Annotated in this window: 11 protein-coding genes; 2 read left to right on the top strand and 9 right to left on the bottom strand. The window is 70.9% G+C overall.

Annotated elements, in window-relative coordinates; all coding sequences use genetic code 11:
• Positions 1–260: 260 nt before the first annotated feature.
• Both ABIS05_RS02050 and ABIS05_RS02045 read right to left on the bottom strand, forming a co-directional pair.
• Positions 261–3,089 (bottom strand): molybdopterin cofactor-binding domain-containing protein, encoded by a 2,829-nt coding sequence (locus tag ABIS05_RS02050; protein ID WP_348011607.1) that lies wholly within the window; start codon positions 3,087–3,089, stop codon positions 261–263.
• Positions 3,090–3,219: 130 nt separating this feature from the next.
• Positions 3,220–3,672 carry a DUF695 domain-containing protein gene (locus ABIS05_RS02045; protein WP_348011606.1) on the bottom strand — a complete coding sequence of 151 codons (453 nt, stop codon included), beginning with the start codon at positions 3,670–3,672 and terminating at the stop codon, positions 3,220–3,222.
• Between ABIS05_RS02045 and ABIS05_RS02040 the strand changes: the two genes are divergently transcribed.
• Positions 3,664–3,942, top strand: a complete 279-nt coding sequence (locus tag ABIS05_RS02040) for a hypothetical protein (RefSeq protein ID WP_348011605.1) — start codon at positions 3,664–3,666, stop codon at positions 3,940–3,942. The two genes, ABIS05_RS02045 and ABIS05_RS02040, sit on opposite strands and share 9 nt — an antisense overlap.
• Positions 3,921–4,745: an alpha/beta hydrolase-fold protein gene (locus tag ABIS05_RS02035; RefSeq protein ID WP_348011604.1), complete on the top strand. Its 825-nt coding sequence runs from the start codon at positions 3,921–3,923 to the stop codon at positions 4,743–4,745. Before ABIS05_RS02040 ends, ABIS05_RS02035 begins: the two co-directional genes overlap by 22 nt.
• Here the strand turns inward: ABIS05_RS02035 and ABIS05_RS02030 are convergent.
• From ABIS05_RS02030 to ABIS05_RS02000, 7 genes are all read right to left on the bottom strand, one after another.
• Positions 4,732–7,824: a two-component regulator propeller domain-containing protein gene (locus ABIS05_RS02030; RefSeq protein ID WP_348011603.1), complete on the bottom strand. Its 3,093-nt coding sequence runs from the start codon at positions 7,822–7,824 to the stop codon at positions 4,732–4,734. The two genes, ABIS05_RS02035 and ABIS05_RS02030, sit on opposite strands and share 14 nt — an antisense overlap.
• 144 nt (positions 7,825–7,968) lie before the next feature.
• Complete coding sequence (locus ABIS05_RS02025; protein WP_348011602.1) at positions 7,969–8,562, bottom strand: hypothetical protein; 594 nt, start codon at positions 8,560–8,562, stop codon at positions 7,969–7,971.
• Entirely contained in the window at positions 8,559–9,785 is a 1,227-nt protein-coding gene (locus ABIS05_RS02020; RefSeq protein WP_348011601.1) for a helix-turn-helix transcriptional regulator, read from the bottom strand. Before ABIS05_RS02020 ends, ABIS05_RS02025 begins: the two co-directional genes overlap by 4 nt.
• A 34-nt stretch (positions 9,786–9,819) precedes the next feature.
• Positions 9,820–10,503, bottom strand: coding sequence for an ABC transporter ATP-binding protein (locus ABIS05_RS02015; RefSeq protein WP_348011600.1), 684 nt, complete (start codon positions 10,501–10,503; stop codon positions 9,820–9,822).
• Between the two features lies 1 nt (position 10,504).
• Positions 10,505–11,767, bottom strand: coding sequence for an HlyD family efflux transporter periplasmic adaptor subunit (locus ABIS05_RS02010; protein ID WP_348011599.1), 1,263 nt, complete (start codon positions 11,765–11,767; stop codon positions 10,505–10,507).
• On the bottom strand, positions 11,760–14,234 hold the full coding sequence (locus tag ABIS05_RS02005) for an FtsX-like permease family protein (RefSeq protein WP_348011598.1): 2,475 nt from the start codon (positions 14,232–14,234) through the stop codon (positions 11,760–11,762). Before ABIS05_RS02005 ends, ABIS05_RS02010 begins: the two co-directional genes overlap by 8 nt.
• A gap of 11 nt (positions 14,235–14,245) precedes the next feature.
• Complete coding sequence (locus ABIS05_RS02000) at positions 14,246–16,726, bottom strand: FtsX-like permease family protein (protein WP_348011597.1); 2,481 nt, start codon at positions 16,724–16,726, stop codon at positions 14,246–14,248.
• Positions 16,727–16,992: the final 266 nt, after the last annotated feature.

The following is a 16,992-nucleotide window of genomic DNA, read 5'->3' as shown; positions in this document are numbered from 1 at the left end:
CACCCCCCTTTGGAGGAGCCGAGAAGCGCAGGAGCCCGGGGCGCGAGCGCAGCGAGCCTCAAGCTCTGACTTCGCGCCGCCTGTTTGAACGCAGCGTAGCGAAGTGAGTTCGGCGCGGCCCCGGGTTTCGAGCATCGCAGGGCACCCCTCGCGAAGGGGCGACGGAAAAGGGGCGACTTTTTGCCTTCTTTTTGGTCGCTCAAAAAGAAGGTCGCCCGCCGGGGCGAACTCCCGGCATGGGTCGTGGCACCAAGCCGCATTCACGACAAAGCCCTCCCAATCTCACGAGCGGTGATCGGCAAAGACCTAAACCGCCGCCCAGTTGCATGCGCAATCGCATTCCCAATCGCCGGCGCAATCGGGCACAGCACCGCCTCGGCAATCCCCTTCGCCGTCGCCTCATCAGACGGCAACGTCGTGATGCCCAACCGCCCTAACGGCACGTCCGCAGACAACGCCACCTGATACCGATCCAGGTTCCACCGCCCATCCCCCGCCCCGCCTGCCTCCAACGGCAGGTTCTCCAGCAGCGCATAGCCGATGCCCATCGCCACGCCACCCTGCGCCTGGCCGACAAGCAAATCCCGCTGCAGCACCTTGCCCGCATCCACCATCAGCTCGACGGCCACGACGCGCGGCTCGAAGCTCTCACGCGCGATCTCCACAGCCACCAGCACGCCTGACGGCGCATACAGGCTGCGGCCGTAGAGCGCGGCCTCGGGGTTGGGCGCGATGACGTCCTGCCGCGCCACAGCCTTCCACACCGACTGCCCCGCCGCACGCAGCGACAGCCCGTCCACCGGCAGCAGCAACGGCGCCCCCGCCGGCAAGGCATAGCTGGCCGACACCCAGGCGCCCTCGTACAGGCCATGCACCATGGCCGCGGCGGTCAGTCCCTGCTGGTGAACCTTGGCCGCCAGTGCCGCCAACGGCAGCGGCGCAAGACCCGGCGCCGCCAACCGGCCTGCGTCCCAGCGCGTCTTGCCCTGCACCTGCGCCAGCGGCACGCCCCACAGCGCCGCCGCCGCCGGCAACAGGCCGGCCTCGAACAGCACGCGGCTGGCCTGGCCGGTCACATGCACTTGATGAAAGGCCGTCAGGCAGGCGCTGCTGGACATGGCGAAGCTGGCCGTCCAGTCTGGCTTGCTCCAGTCCCCGCCGGGGTAGGTGCTGACCGCCAGCGCGTTGAAGCTGCCCACGTCGCCCAGCACGATGTCGTGGGCGTTGTGGCCGAGCCAGTCGGCGGTGGAGATGGCGAGCGTCGTTGCCGAGCCGTTGCCCATGTCGACGCAGTTGCTGCGCACGGTGAGGCGCCCGTCCGGTGCAAGCGCCACCTCGGCCATGACGCCGTCCTTGCCCGTGCCATAGGCCTGGTTGGCCAGCGCAAAGCCGACGCCGTAGCGGATGCCTTCGCGGGCCTTGCGCGCCTTCACGGCCTCGCGCTCGCGCCACAGCGGGTGCTCACGCGCGCGGCGGCAGATCTCGCGCAGCGTCAGGTCTTGCGTCAGCGGCGCGCCGGTGATGGTGCGGTCGAACTGGCGCAGCGCGTTGATCTCGCGCAGCGCTATCGGGTCGCGCTGGAGCGCCACGGCCACCTCGTCCACCAGCGTTTCCACGGCGAAGCTGGCCTGCGGCCCGCCGAAGCCGCGCATAGAGCCGGCCACGACGCCGGTGCTGGGCTGGGCAATGGCGTCCACGTACGCCTGCTTGATGTCGTAGCCGCTGAGGCCGCAGTAGGCCGCCAGCATGGCGACGAACTGGCTGTAGTTGTTCTGCCCGCCCGCAGGCAGCACCTGCTGGCTGCCGAAGGCGAGGAACTGGCCGGTCTTCGCGTCCACCGCGATGCGCTGCGTGATGTGGCTGGCCAGTTGCTTCAGGCCACCCTGGAACTGCTCGTAGCGGTCCTGCGCGATGCGCACCGGCCCATTCACCAGCGCGGCCGTGACGGCCAGCAGCGGCGGGAAGGTGGACACATCGCGCCCGCCAAAGCCGCCGCCCGGGTAGCAGGAGTTCAGCACCACGGTCTTGACCGAGATGGGGCAGCCCGTGCCGAACATCGCCAGGCTGTCGCCCGCGTCGCCGTTGGTGGCCTGGGTGCCGAGCACAAGGCTGAGCGTGCCCGTGCCGGCGCGGTCCAGCCAGGCCAGGCCGGCCTCGGGTTCCATGAACATCGGGTCCAGCACTTGCGTGCTGTAGCTGCCTTTCAGGCGCAGCACGGCCGGGTCGGGTGCCTGCAGCAGCGCGTCGATGCGCCCGCGCAGCGCCTTGGCGGTGCTGTTGTAGGGCTGGCTGGCGCTGTCCGGCGCGAAGGGGTTGGACTCGGAGCCCACCTGCACCTGCGAGAACGGTGCCACGCCTGCGGCCTCGTAGCGCGTCAGGTAGTTGACCGGGCTGTAGGCCTTGGCGGCTGATGCCGACGGCGGTGGCGGTGCGGCGCCTGTCTGCACGACACCGGGTTCGAACTGCAGCGCGCGCTTGGCGCGGCGGTAGGCGTTGCTGTCGGCAAAGACGACGATGGCCACCGGCTGGCCGTAGAACTGCGGCGCGCTGCCCACCGGTACCAGCAGCTGCTTGATGCCGTCGGCGCCTTCGCTGGAGAAGGGCAGGCTCAGGTTCAGCGAGGCCAGGTCGCGCTGCGGCCAGGGGAAGCCGGTGAGCGGCGCCTGCGTGATGGTCAGCAGCGGCACGGCGTCGGCAGCGGCCAGCCGGCTCAGGTCCAGGCCCGTGAAGACCAGGCCCGGCTGTGTGGCGCGCAGGATCATGGCCATGCGCTCGGCCGGCGGCCAGCCGGGCATGTCGACGGCGCGGAAGTCGCGGGCGTAGACCTTCTGCCCCGTCACCTTGGCCAGGCCGTCGATGCGAAAGCGCGCCTTGCCCGGCCCGCCCGACCAGTCCGGCGCGCCGGGCGGCGTGTGCGGCTGCGTGGGCGTGCCCTCGGGCTGCGGCAGCGCGCCAAGCAGCTTGGGCGCGCCGGGCTTGCGGGCCAGCGCCAGCTCATGCACCAGCAACGTCACGGCCGCCGCGCCGCTGCCGATGATGCGGCGGCGGGTCAGTTGGAATGGCCCGTTTGCTTGCGGGTTCTTTGACACGCCCGTCTCCCTCCATGCGAGGGAGACGAGTGTGTCACCTCGGCTGCGATGCGGTCATGAATTCAGGTCGGGATGGCGCTGGGATTTCCCCGCGTGTTGCACGGGCAGAGCGAGCGCGTCAGCCCTTCGGTCAGGCTGTGCCGGCACAGCCGAAGTCAACGAGCAACTGGCGAAAGTCTGACCAGCCAGGATCGTTGTAGAACTTGATCTCGATGGGATAGGCCTCGTGATCGGCCAGCGCATCGTTCAGCGCGCCGATGAATTGATCACGGTCCGCCGCGTAGAAGACCCATTCCCTGAGACCTTTGCCGGTGCGTGCGTAGGCTCGGTAGCCGACCCCCGATTCTTCGAGCGGCTCCAGGCCAGAGTCCAGTCGGTAGATCGCCGACTGGGTCTCCTCGTCGGGGAAGCTGTTCTGAATCACAGCGTCGTAGGTCCAGCGGATGGAAACAAGCCAAGGGCGGGCATTGACCACCTCCTCGACGGGCAACTCGTTCACGAAGTTCCAGATGATTGGCAAACCATCCGCGATGGTCTTGCCGATGATTCCTCGGGCGTGCTCGCTGGTTTCCGCTTGATCCATCTCGTCATTTTCCTACCGCGTCAACCGGTAGATCAGCAACGCCGCGCGGATCGCACTGCGTTCGATGGACGCCACCTCCAGCCATTCGTCCAGCGCCTCGGCGTCAGGCGCTTCACGCTCGCGACGATCTGCGCCTCCTGGCTGTCCGGCGCGGCGGCCATGGCCGACGACATGACGAGCAGCAGGGCTGCGGCCGTTCGGATAGCGTGCGGCATCTTCTTCATGCCGACGAGTGTCCGCGAGCCCCCATGCAACGCCGCCTGCTGCTGACCCTGCCCCTAACGCACGTCCTGCCAGCCATGGCTGGCACGGCATCGACGGCACTGCCCAGCGTGCGCGTGCTGCCCGAGCCGCTGGCCATGCCGGGCCTCGCCCGCAGCCGCACGTTGCGCCTGTGCCTGCCGCCGAGCTACGACAGCGCGCCGGGCAAACGCTACCCGGTCATCTACATGCACGACGGCCAGAACCTGTTCGACGCGGCGACCAGCTATGCCGGCGAATGGGGCGTGGACGAGACGATGCTGGCGCTGGCGAAGACCGGCTTCGAGGCCCTCGTCGTCGGCATCGACAATGGCGGCGACAGGCGCAACACGGAGATGGCGCCGTATGACCACAAGGAACTCGGCAAGGCCGAGGGTGCGGCTTATCTCGACTTCATCGTCAGGACGGTCAAGCCTTTCGTCGATGCCGGCTGGCGCACGCGGCCGGAGCGCGAGCACACGGCACTCATCGGCAGCTCCCTGGGCGGCCTCATCAGCCACGCGGCGCTGCTGTGGCATGGCGAGGTGTTCGGGCGTTATGGCCTGTTCAGCCCGTCCTACTGGGCAGCGCCGCAGCTGTTCGACGACACCGCCAGGACCGCGCTGCCGGCGGGCACGCGCGTGCACCTCTACTGTGGCGGCCGCGAAGGCGGCAGCATGGCGGGGCAGACGCGCCGCATGCACAGGCTGCTGGCGCGGCAACTGCCGCCGGCACAGCTCAGCCTGAACATCGCCAGCGAGGCGAAGCACAACGAGGCGGCCTGGCGGGCGGAGTTGCCAATGGCGTTGAAGGCGCTGTTCAGGCCGGGTTGAGCGCGGTGGCGCTGCTGGCCGTCTGCAGCTTTTCATCACCGCGCCAGCCGCTCAGGCTGTAGGGTGCCTCGGGTGGGGTCAGCCCGTTGGCGCGGATGGCGCCCACGTAGCCGTCGCGGCCCTGTGCCTTGGCGGCGTAGAGCGCTGAGTCGGCCAGCGCCAGGCTGGCGCGCCAGTCCCACAGGCGCGGGTGGCGGGGGTCCAGCGGGAAGGCGCAGAAGCCGACGGACACGGTGACCTGCACGGTCTCGCCGGGGCCGCCGGCGCCGATCTGGAAAGGCGTGTCGCGCACAACGGCGCAGACGCGCGCGGCCAGCTCGGCGGCGTCGCGCCGCTCGGTCTCGCGGGCCAGCACCAGCACCTCCTCGCCGCCCCAGCGCACCAGCGAATCAGTCTCGCGGGAGACGCTGCGCAGCCGCTCGGCGAGCTGCACCAGCACCGCGTCACCGGCCGCGTGGCCGTGCACGTCGTTGATGCGTTTGAAGTGGTCCAGGTCGAGCAGCAACAGCAGCAGGTCGGCATCGGAACCCGGGCCGTCACCGCCGGTGGGCTCGAAGCGGCGCAGGCACAGCGCCAGGTCGTCTTCCAGGCGCAGCTCCAGGTAGCGGCGGTTGCGCAGGCCGGTCAGTGCGTCGGTCAGGCTCAGCTCGCGCAGCTCGGCGGTGCGCTCCTCCACCAGGGCCTGCAGCTCGGCCTCTTTGTGGCGCAGCTGGCGGGTGCGCCAGCGCGTCCAGCCCCAGATGCCGGTCAGCACCGCGATCAGGCCACCGGCGTGGGCCAGGTCGGTCTCCCACCAGGCGGGCTCCAGCGTGACGGGCAGCTGCAGCAACTCCTTGCCCCACAGCGCCTGGTGGGCCGTGGCGCGCACCTGCAGCGTGTAGTGGCCGGGCTTGAGCGGGCCGAAGCTGGGGTGCCGGCCGGTGGCGTCCACGCGCGTCCAGCCGTCGTCCAGGCCCTCCAGCCGGTACTCGTAGCGCAGGCGCGACGGGTCGGCGTAGTCCAGCGCGGCGAACTCGACGGAGAGCGTGCGCTTGCCCGCCGGCAGCGTCAGCCCCTCGCCCGGCGTGCGCGGCTGGGGCCAGGGCTGGCCGTTCACGCGCAGCCCGCTGATGACGAGCGGCGGGCTGCCGGCGGCGGGCTGCCAGGCATCCGGCTGCACCCGCAGCAGGCCCCGGCTGCCGCCGAACAGCAGGCCGCCGCCGGGCAGCTCGGTGCTGGCAAAGAACCAGAAGCTGCCGAAGTTGGCGCCCTCGGCGTTGCCGAAGCTGTCGATGCGGTCGGCCTTGGGGTCGTAGACGTAGAGCTGGCTCCAGATGCGGCCCTGGGCGTCTTCGTGCAGGTTGCTGCCGAACACGCCTTCCAGGCCATGGCGCTCGCTGATGCGCTCGAAGCGCGCGCGGCCCTGCGCGTCCCAGCCGCGCAGCAGGTGCAGGCCGCTGGCCGGCGTGTCCACCCAGAGCCGCCCGTCACGGCCCCACAGCAGCGCCAGCGCGGCCGGGCTGGCAAGGGCTTCGCCGGGCGCCTGGGGCACAACCTCCAGGCTGGCGTCGCCGGCCGCACGCTCGCGGTACAGGCCCTGCTGGCCGCCCACCCAGAGCCGCCCGTCCGGCGCCTCGCACAGCGCATGGACGCCGCCATGCAACTTCCCGGCCCCAGGGTGCACGCGCTCCGGCGCCGCCGCCGCAGCGCCGGCCAGGCGATAAAGGCCTTCCTGCATGCCCAGCCAGACGCTGCCGTCCGCGCGCACCAGCAGTTGCTGGGCGCGGCCGCCGTCCAGCGCCCAGTCGCCCAGCAGGCGGCCATCGGTAGCGAGGTGCTCCAGGCGGCCGGCCGCCGTCATCCACAGGCTACCGTCGCCCGCCTCGGCCATCATCTCGACCACGCTGCGCCGCCCGCGCGGCCATTCGCCCAGCGTGGCCAGGTCGTGGCCGGGGTGGCCATCCAGGCGCACGACGCGGCCGGCCTGCGTGGATGCCAGCACCTCGCCGTTCTTCAGCGCCAGCACGGTGCGCACGTCGGCCTCGGCCAGCAGGCCGGCGGGGTCGGCCGAATCGGCATCAGGCCCACGCACGGCCAGCGCCGGGTGGAACAGGTGGCGCTGCACGCCCAGGCCGTAGCCGCTGACCCACATCGCGCCGCTGCGGTCGCGCAGCAGGCCGCTGATGTCGTTGCCCGCCAGGCCCATCGCGCGGCGCGGGTCCTGGCGCAGCCGCGCGTCGATATGGCCGCTGGTCGGGTTGACCCAGTACAGCCCGTTCCTGCTGCCCACCCAGAGCCGGCCCTCCGCGCCTACGTCCAGCGCCTGGATGGGCCGGCCGAGCGCCTGCACCCAGCGCACCTGGCCCTGCTCGACAACGCCGAGATGCCCATCCTGCGTGCCCAGCCAGATGCGGCCGCTGCGGTCCTCCGTCAGCGCCAGCACGGGCGCGCCAGCGGGCAGGCCGGGCAGCTCCAGCGTCTGCCAGTCGTTGCCGACGCGGCGCGCCAGGCCGCGCCAGTGGCCGGCCCAGACCGTGCCGTCGCCGCCCACGCGCAGCGCCAGGATGCGCATCTCGGCCTCGCCGTGCCAGCTCAGCGCCTGCGGGTCGAAGCGCTTGCTGGCCGGCTCGTAGCGGTACAGGCCGCGGCCCATGGTGCCCACCCAAACGGTGCCGTCGCGGCCCTCGGCCAACGCGCGGATGGGCGCCTGCGGGCCGCCATCGCCCGGGCCGGCGCCATGCTGTTCAACGACGTCCCGCGCCGGGTCGTAGGCCACCAGGCCCTGGAACTCCGTGCCTATCCACATGCGCCCATCGGCCGCCGGTGCCAGCGCCCGCACCCAGCCGAGGCTGCGCTTGGCCGGCGTGTCGCCCGCCTGCTCGATGGGCCGCAGCCGATAGCCGTCGTAGCGCGTCAGGCCCTTGCTCGTGGCAATCCACATCAGGCCGGCACGGTCCTGGGCAATGGCCGGCACCGAGTTCTGCGGCACGGCGACGCTGCGGAACTGCACTTCCAGCGGGCCGGCGCCGGTGTCGGCCTGGGCCGCGCTCAGGGCGAAGGCGGCGAGCAAGCTGGCAAGGGCACGGGCTAGGGGGGACATGGGCGCGCATCCTAAGGGGCGGATGCACCGGTGCCGGCCGGGGTTCAGCCCGCCAGCAACGAATCCAACACCCGGCGCGGATCGGCCATGAAATCCTTCATGACACGGTAGTGCTCGGTCTCTTCATAGGCCACGCCGATCTGCTTACCGAGCCTTGGGCCCGAAGACCTTTACGAACATAGTGTGTTTCGCCTCTTGCCAAGTTCTCGGCAGATCGCCGTTGACCTCAAGCGCCTCGTAGATTTCTCGGATCAACGGCGCATCCACCACCTTGGCGGATCTGAGCTTGTCCAAAAGCTCGAAGCCATGCCAGACAGCGATGCTGAAATCCTTTGCCAGCGCGTGCATGCCCAGATCGTCTGTCACGACGATCGCCGGCTTCACCTGACCAAGCGCCAGGAGCCAACAATCCGTCGCTCCCGGAGGGGATCGACCACCTGAGGTGTAGGCATCCGGGTCTGCCAGAACCCATCCATGCAGCACGCTTTGGGCCGCCTGGATGGTCTCTTTCTCTTCCTCGCTCAGGCGAACCTGCTTGGCGAGGCGTTCGCTGGCGAACTCCTGCCCGTCGAACCACGGATAGGTCGCGCGCAACCTGGGATTGCGATGAACCTCATCCTCCACCGACTTGTGGATCGTGAGCACATAGCTCTTTTGCCCAAACTTGATCCCCACCGCTGGCCTGACACGCTTTGCCAGGCGGAGGTAGGCATTCGTGTCGAGCAGAACCAGCGTCAACGACTCAGTTCCCCGTGGAGCGCTGCTGCGTCCTGCATTGGAATGTCCATGATCTGCTGGACATATCCTGCGCCAGTGCCCTTGCTCTTAATCATGCGCTGCAGCGCAGAGAAGAAGGCACTGCGGAACTGGTTCAGTGCTGCCGCAACGTAGGCCGCCGGCTCAGGAGGCGTCGGCTCGAACAGGCTCTCGCTGACCAGCTTGCCGCGCTGGCTGTTGCGGATTGCGTGGATGTCGGTTTCCCTGCAGCGCAAAGCCGCCAGGCCCAGCGCCTTGGCGTAGTTGTTGACCTCCCGGAACACGCTGAACAACGAAATGCTGTGCGCATTCGCGTGTCGCTGCAGCTCCCGAACCTCACCTGCCACCGCCCTATGCCGGGCCGCTTGGACGTATGCGACCTCGGCCAGCGATTTCGGGAATAGCAGCGCCCCAGCCAACGCGTCGGCGAAATCCTCGCCCTCATCCGATCCAGCCAGGCCGGGCGTGTAGACATGCGCCAGCTCATGGGCCATCCAGAACTTGAAATCTTCGAGACGGGTGTCCAGGTTCAAGAAGATGAACGTCACCTGCTCCTGCGGCAGAAGGATGTGCAGCGCATTCTTGTGGTTCTGCTTCTCACCCCAGAGCACGGGCACGATGACTGCGCCGTTGGTCCCGAACTGATCGATCAGGTGTTCGTAGGACAGGACCGCCTGACCGCCAAGCCCGATACGAGTCCGAACCTCTGCCGCCATGGCTTGCAACGCGTCGTATTGCGTAGTTGGGGACGGGATCTGTACACGAAGTGAACGCAACTCGGGGAGGAATGCCACCAGCGGCTTCAACAGCGAGCCCATCGCAAGCGCTTTGAGAATGTGCGCATCCGTCGTCTTCGCGCCACCCTTCTTCCGAAATGCGATGACTGGCTGATCCTTCACCGAGCTCAAGACCAAGTCTGCAAAGTTCAGCTTCAGGATGGTGGCCAGCTTGAGAAGCTTGTCCGGCCGAGGAAAGTCGGCACCCTTCATCCAATTGGTCACGGCCTGCGCCGTCACCTCAAGTTCGGTCGCGAGATCCTTCTGGGTCCACCCGCGAGCCTGCAGTGCCTGCTTGAGCTTTTCGCTGTGGATAACTTTGTGCATAGCCAGTGGATTGTTTGCCAGGGGCCACTTTAAATCAAGTTTAATCAAGCGACTTCGTAGGGCCGTTGCCACGCTGTGCTCCGGCAAGAAGCGGCGTGACACGGGTGTGGCTCCAATCGACGATGCCAAGAACCCTTCAAGCCACCGCCGCCACCGCATCCACAACAACCCGCCCATCCAGCAACCGCAACGTCCTCGACGCCTGCGCCGCATGCTCCAGCGAGTGGGTCACCATGACCAGCGTCGTGCCGTCCGCATTCAGCTCACGCAGGATGCGCATCACCTCCGCACCGTGGGCGCTGTCCAGATTGCCGGTCGGTTCATCCGCCAGCAACAGCGCCGGCCGCGCCGCAATCGCGCGCGCAATCGCCACTCGCTGCTGCTGCCCGCCGCTCAACTGGCTCGGCCGATGCCCGGCGCGATGCGACAAACCGAGGCGCTCCATCACTTCAACGACGCGTGCACGGCGTTCGCGCGCCGGCAGCTCGCCATACTCCAGCGCCAGCGCGATGTTCTCGGCCACGCTCAGATCGTCGATGAGGTTGAAGCTCTGGAAGACGAAGCCGATGCGGCCCCGGCGCAGCGTGTTGAGTTGCTTCTCGTTCCAGCCCGCCACGTTGTGGCCGTCGAACCAATACTCGCCGCCCGTGGGTGCGTCGAGCAGGCCGAGGATGCCCAACAGCGTCGACTTGCCGCAGCCCGAGGGCCCGGTGATGGCGAGGTATTCGCCGGCCTCGATGTCGAGGTCGATGCGGTCCAGCGCGGTGGTCAGGGTGTCGCCGGTGTGGAAGGTCTTGCTGAGGTGCTTGAGCGTGAACATGTCAATGGAGATCCAGGGCTGAAGCGCCGACAAAGGCGCGGTAGGGGGAGACGACGACCTGCTCGCCGGGCTGCAGGCCGCCGATGACTTCGATGACGCCGTCCGCACGGCGGCCGAGCTGCAGCGCGCGGCGTGGCGCGTGGCGGCCGTCGGCGTCGAGCACGAAGGCCCAGGCGCCGCCGGTGTCGGTGTAGAAGCCGCCGTCGGGCAGCAGCAGCGACGGCTTGGCCTGGCCCAGCGTGAGGCGCACGTCCAGGCCCTGGCCGACCTGCAGCGCGGGCGGCTCGGCGTCGAAATTCAGCTCGACGGTGAAGAGGCCGTCCTTGACCTGCGGGTCGATGCGCACCACGTGCAGCGGGTGGCTTCGGCCTTCGTGCTGCAGCTCGGCGGCCAGGCCTTCGCGCACACGGGCGAGGTGGAATTCATCGAGCCGCAGCACCAGCTTGAACAGGCCGAGGCTGTCCAGCCGCGCGATGCGCGTGCCGCTGCGCACGCTCTCGCCGACCTGCAGCGCGAGGCCGGTCACGCGGCCGGCCACCGGCGCGCGCATGGCCAGGCCTTCGCTGGCGGTGCGCATGGCGGCGAGACGCTGGTCGAGGTCAGTCACGGCGCGCTGCATGGCCTGGATGGACTGCTCGCGTGTGGCGATTTCCTCGCGGCTGTCGTTGCGGGCCTGCGTGACGAGGCGCTGGGTCATCACGAGCTTGTCGGCCGAGTCCTCCAGCGCCGAGGGCGACAGGAAGCCGGTGGCCGCGAGCTCGCGGTTGCGTTCGTGCAGGCGACGCACGCGCTCCAGCTCGAACTCACCCTGCGTCAGCTCGCGGCGCAGCAGGGCCTGGGCCTGCATCAAGCCGGCGCGGAAGGTGGCGAGGTTGGCCGTCTGTTGCGCCGCCTCGGCGGAGCGCGCCATCAGCTCCTGCGCACGCTGACTGCTGGCCAGCACGACGAGCAGCTGGCCTGGCTCGACACGCGCGCCGTCCTTCACCAGCACCTGCTCCACGCGGCCGTCCTCGGTCGCGTCCAACAGCACCGACTGCAGCGGCTGCGCCGTCGCACGGCCGACGACGACGTCGCGGAAGGCGCCGGTCTTCGCCGCGGCGATCTCCACGTCGGCGCGCGCCACCGGCACGCCGCGGGGCCAGTAGCGCGCGAGCAGCAGCGCGAGGGCCAGCAGGGCCAGCGCAGCGACGACAACAGGCGCGGCGCGCCGCCGCGGCGCAACCTGCCGGTCCATGCCGGCGCCGGAGACGAGGGCCTCAACCATGCAGGGCCTGCAGCGGTCGCAGTGCCAGCGCGGCCCGCAGGTGGCGCAGCACGGCCAGCGCCGTGACGGCGGCGAGCAGCGCCACGACTGCGGCTAGCACCCAGGCCGACGCCGGCCCCACTGGCGCACGTTCGACAAAGCCCGCCAGGTAGCGCTGGCTCAGCCAGGCCGCCAACGGCAGCGCGACGACGCAGGCGCCGCCGACGACGCCGGCGAACTCCCGCGCCAGCAGGGCCGCCACCGCGCCGGGGCCGGCGCCATGCAGCTTGCGCAGCACGATCTCGCGCTCGCGGCGGCGCAGCGTGTAGGCGGCGAGCGCGTAGATGCCCACGGCCGCAAGCGCCAGGGTCAGCAGCCCGGCCAGCCCGATCAGCCGGCCCAGGCGCATGTCGCCGGCCATCTTCTGCAGGAGCATGTCGCGCAGCGGCAGCGCCTCGACGGCGGAGCCAGGGAAGCGCTCCTCGAGCAGGGCGGAGAGCCGGCGCCGCGTGGCCTGCGGGTCGCGGCTGTGCACGCCGAGGGCGCCGCCACCCCGCTCGGCCACCGGCGTGAGCGCATGCGGCTGCGCCGCGCGGCGCGGGTCTTCGATGCGGATGTCCTCGATGACGGCCACCACCGTCGCCGGCCGGCCGTCGCGGAAGTTGCCGCCCGCGCCCAGGGTCTGACCCAGCACCGCCTCGGGGCTCGCGTAGCCCAGCACGCGCACGGCGCTGCGGTCGAGCACGACGGCGTTCTGCGCCGCCTCCGCAACGTGGTCGGCCGACAGCCGGCCGGCGACGAGGCGCATGCCATAGGCCTGCAGGTAGCCGGGGGTGAAGTCCACCACCATGCCCAGGTTCACCGGCGCGGCGCCGGCGCGGCGGAAGGCGACCTCCCCGCTGTTGAAGTCGCGGCCCGGCACGTCCAGCGCGGCACCAGCGGCCACGACCTCGGGCCAGCGGCGCACCTCCGCAAGCAGCGCCATCGTCTGCGCCGGCTGCGCGTCCCAGGGCAGGTCGGCAGCCACGCGGTCCTGCACCTCGAAGCCGCGCGGCATGGCCGCTGTGTGCTCGGCCTGCCAGAGCACCGTCGCCGCCAGCGAGGCGAAGACCGCCGCCGCGCCGAACTGCAGCGTCGTCATCAGGCGGCGCAGCCAGCGGCTGGCCGAGCCCTCGCTGTGGCTGCGCCCGGCCAGTGACTCGGCGGGCCGCACGCGCAGCGCGATGAGGGCCAGCGGCAGCGCACTGAGCGCCGCGATGGCCACGCACAGCAGGCCCACCAGCGCCGCCATCGGCAGCGACAGCACCGGCGCCTCGAAGGGATGCTGCAGCAGCATCAGGGCCGCCGGCGCGGCCCACCAGGCCAGCAGCAGGCCGAGCAGGCCGGCCAGCCCGGCGACGACGAAGGCCTCGGTGAAGAACTGCGCCGCCAGTTGCCCGGCGCCGGCGCCGAGCGACTTGCGCAGGCCGATCTCGCGCTGCCGCCTGAGGGTGCGCACGCTCCACAGGTTGACGAAGTTGATGACGCCCAGCGAGAGCACCCCCGCCACGGCAGCGGCCAGGCCCGCGACCTGCAGGCGCCGCTGCGCGCTGCCTGCACCGTGCAGCCCGATGTCGGTGGCGGGCATGGCGCGCAGCTGCAGCGGCTTGCCGCCGGCCTCGCGGGCGTCCACCGTGACGCCGGGGGGCAAGGGCTGGCTGTCGAGCAGGCGCTGCGCGAGCGCACTCAGCTGCTCGGCCGAGGCCCCGGGGCTCAGCCGGGCCAGCAGGCGCCCGCCAGACTGGTACCAGCTGTCCGAGCCGCCGAAGGCGGCCTGGGCCAGCGGGCCGTGGAGGCTCGCGATCGCGTCGTAGATCAGCGGCCCATTCAGGCTGGGCGTGGGCAGCACCGCCTTGACGGTCAGCGTGAGCGGCTGGGCCGGCGCCTGGGTCCCGGGGGCGGGCGGCAGCGCCAGCGTGAAGCTGCGGCCCACTACCTGCGCGGAGCCGAACAGCCGCTGCGCCACGGAGTCCGTCAGCGCGATGCCGTCGGGCGAGGCCATCACGGCGTCGAGGCTGCCGGCCAGTGGCGCCAGACCTAGCAGCGGTTGGAGGTCCGGGTCGGCCACCGCGATGAAGAGGCGCAGGTTGCGGGCCGCGCCCGTCGGCTCGGCAGCCCGCGCCGGCAGATACGCGTAGCGCACCCGGCTCATCAGCGCCACCGGCGCGCCCGTGTCGCGCAGCGCGGCATGCAGGGGTTCGGCGGGCACCTGGTCGGTCCATTCGGGCGTGCTGCTGCCGGAGCCGCGCATGCGCCACTCGAAGCTGACGAGGCGCTCCGGCTGGGGCAGCCGCGCGTCGGGCCGCAGCAGGTCCTGCAGGAAGGCCGCGGCCAGCAGCGTGAGGGCCAGGCCCAGCGCCAGGCCGGCGATGATGACGACGGCCGTGCCGGGCTCTGCGCGCAGCTGGCGCCAGGCGCTGCGCCAGGTGGTGGAGGTGAACAGGATCATGGGGGTTGGGCTCAGCCGCGCAGGGCTTGCAGCGGTCGAAGGGCAAGGGCCGCCCGCAGGTGGCGAGCCACCGCCAGGGCCGTCACCACGCTAAGCAGCGCCACCGCCCCCAGCAGCACCCACAGCGAGCCCGGCCCCACCGGCGCGCGCTCGACAAAACGGCTGAGGTAGGCCTGCGTGACCCACGCCGCCACCGGCAGCGCGACGGCGCAGCCTGCCGCCAGCACGCCGGCGAATTCGACCACCAGCAGCCGCGCCACCGCGCCGGCACCGGCGCCATGCAGCTTGCGCAGCACGATCTCGCGCTCGCGGCGGCGCAGCGTGTAGGCCGCCAGCGCGTAGATGCCCACGGCAGCCAGCAGCAGGGCCAGCGCGCCGGCCACGCCGATGAGCTTGCCGATGCGCGTGTCCTCGGCCATCGTGCGCGCCTGCTGCTCACGCACCGACAGCACCTGCGCCCGCGCGTCGGGCAGCGTCTCGTTGACGAGGGCGGCCAGCTTGCGGCGCGTCTCGGCGGGCTGGCGGCTATGCACGCTGATGACGCCGGCGCCCTGCTCGACAACGGGCGTCATGATGTGCGGCTCGCGCGGCAGGTGGGGGCGCTCAAAGCGCAGGTCGTCGACGACGGCGACCACGATGACCGGTTGGGCGTTGCCATAGTCATGGATCACGCCAACGCTCTGGCCGATGGCGCTCTCGGGGCTGGCAAAGCCCAGCGCCTTCACCGCACTGCGGTCCAGCACCACGCCGTTGCGCGCTACCTCGGCGCGGTGATCGGCCGACAGCCGGCCTGCCAGCACGCGCACGCCGTAGAGCTGCAGCCAACCCGGCGTGAACTCGATGCCGGTGCGCAGCATGGCCGACTTGCCGCCGGGCCCGCGGAAATCGGAGAACCACTTGCTTACGTCGCGGCCCGGCACGTCGGGCGACGCTGCCGCGGCGATGACCTCGGGCCAGGTCTGGATGCGCGCCAGCATCGACTGCGTCTGCGCCGGCAGTGTCTCGGGCGGCAGGTCCACGGCGAGGCGGTTCTCGACCGCGAAGCCGCGCGGCAAGTCGGCCACGTGCTGCGTCTGCCAGGCCACGGTTAGGGCCATCGCGGCGAACAGCGCGGCGGCGCCGAACTGCACGGTCGTCATGACGCGACGCAGCCAGCGGCTGGCCGCGCCCTCGCTGTGGCTGCGGCCGGCCAGCGATTCCGCCGGCCGCACGCGCAGCGCGATGTGGGTCAGCGGCAGCGCGCTCAGCGCGGCGATGGCCGTGCACAGCAGCACCGCCAGCGCCACCGCAGCGGGCGACAGCACCGGCGCCTCGAAGGCATGCTGCATCAGCACCGACACCACCGGCGTGGCCCACCAGGCCAGCAGCAGGCCAGCCAAGCCGGCCAGGCCCGCCACGGCCAGGGCCTCGACGAAGAACTGCACGGCCAACGCCGGTGCGCCCGCGCCGAGGGACTTGCGCAGGCCGATCTCGCGCTGGCGCTTGAGCGTGCGCACGCTCCACAGGTTGACGAAATTGATGACCGCCAGCGCCAGCACGCCGGCCGCCGCCGCCGCCAGGCTGCCCAGGCGCAGGCGGCGGTCGGGGCTGCCGGCACCGTGCAGGCCGATGTCCAGCACCGGCAACGCGCGCAAGTAGGCCCACCAGCCGCCGCCCGTCAGGAAGTCAGCGGGCATGCCGGCCGGGATCGGCTGCTTCTCGAACAGCCGCTGGGCCAGCTCGCCCATCTGGGCGGCCGTGGCACCGGGCTTCAGGCGCGCGTACAGCCGGCCGTTGCCCGCGCTCCACATCGCGTAGCGCTCGACGTAGGCCTTGGCCGCCGGCGCGTTGAAGCCGGCGAGGGCGTCGTAGATCAACGTCGAGTTCAGGTTGGGCGAGGGCACGACGGCCATGACGGTCAGCGTGATCGTCAGCGTCTGCGCCTTGCCCGGTTGGCCCTCCACCGTCGTGGTGACCGTCACGGGCCGGCCGACGACGTTGGTCGTGCCGAACAGCTGGTTGGCGCCGTTCTCCGTCAACGCCACGCCATCGGGCGAGGTCAGCGCGGCGCGCAGGTTGCCGGCGATGGGCTTGATGCCAAACAGCGTTTCGATGTCGGGGTCGGCGAGCACGGCCGCCAGCCGTGCGTGGTGCTGCACGCCCTGCGCATCGACCGCGCTCAGCAGCAGCGGGAAGGCGATGACGCGGCCCATCTCGGCCACCGGCGCGCCGGTGTCGCGCAGCGCGCGGCTCAGCGGCGTGGTGGGCACCTCGCCGTACCACTCCGAAGTGCCGCCGCCGGGTTGACGGACCCGCCACTCGAAGGCGACCAGGCGCTCGACCTCGGGCAGCTGGGCGTCCGGCCAGAGCACGTCACGCAGGAAGCTGGCCGTCAGCAGCGTGAGCGCCAGGCCCAGGGCCAGGCCGGTGATGACGAGGGCGGCGGTGCCGGGCTCGGCCCGCAGTTGGCGCCAGGCGCCGCGCCAGGGGGTGATGAAGGACGGGAGGGTCATGGGTTGGTGTTTTGCAAGAGGCGGGCCAGGGCCTTTCCCCTGGGAAAAAGGCTTTCTGGCGGGCAAAGCGTCCACTTGCGGACACCGGCACTGTCCGGTTCCGGACACCACCTTCCCGGCCAGGCGCTGTCGGCTTAGAGTCGCGCCCTCTCATGGCCATCCTCATCCTCGACGACGACCCCGACGTGGCCCTGGCCGCGCGGCTGGCGCTGCGCAAGCTCGGCTCAGTGGTCGTGCGCAATGACCCGCGCGACCTGCCAACCGCA

This window comes from Roseateles sp. (assembly GCF_039929605.1).
Classification (GTDB): Bacteria; Pseudomonadota; Gammaproteobacteria; order Burkholderiales; family Burkholderiaceae_C; genus Pelomonas.
This window is presented reverse-complemented; position numbering and strand designations above follow the sequence as displayed.

Excerpts from the sequence above, each read along its gene's own strand:
- ABIS05_RS02045 (WP_348011606.1), bottom strand. The coding sequence starts at position 3,672 with ATGGATCAAGCGGAAACCAGCGAGCACGCCCGAGGAATCATCGGCAAG.
- ABIS05_RS02035 (WP_348011604.1), top strand. The coding sequence starts at position 3,921 with ATGCAACGCCGCCTGCTGCTGACCCTGCCCCTAACGCACGTCCTGCCA.
- ABIS05_RS02030 (WP_348011603.1), bottom strand. The coding sequence starts at position 7,824 with ATGTCCCCCCTAGCCCGTGCCCTTGCCAGCTTGCTCGCCGCCTTCGCC.
- ABIS05_RS02015 (WP_348011600.1), bottom strand. The coding sequence starts at position 10,503 with ATGTTCACGCTCAAGCACCTCAGCAAGACCTTCCACACCGGCGACACC.
- ABIS05_RS02010 (WP_348011599.1), bottom strand. The coding sequence starts at position 11,767 with ATGGTTGAGGCCCTCGTCTCCGGCGCCGGCATGGACCGGCAGGTTGCG.
- ABIS05_RS02005 (WP_348011598.1), bottom strand. The coding sequence starts at position 14,234 with ATGATCCTGTTCACCTCCACCACCTGGCGCAGCGCCTGGCGCCAGCTG.
- ABIS05_RS02000 (WP_348011597.1), bottom strand. The coding sequence starts at position 16,726 with ATGACCCTCCCGTCCTTCATCACCCCCTGGCGCGGCGCCTGGCGCCAA.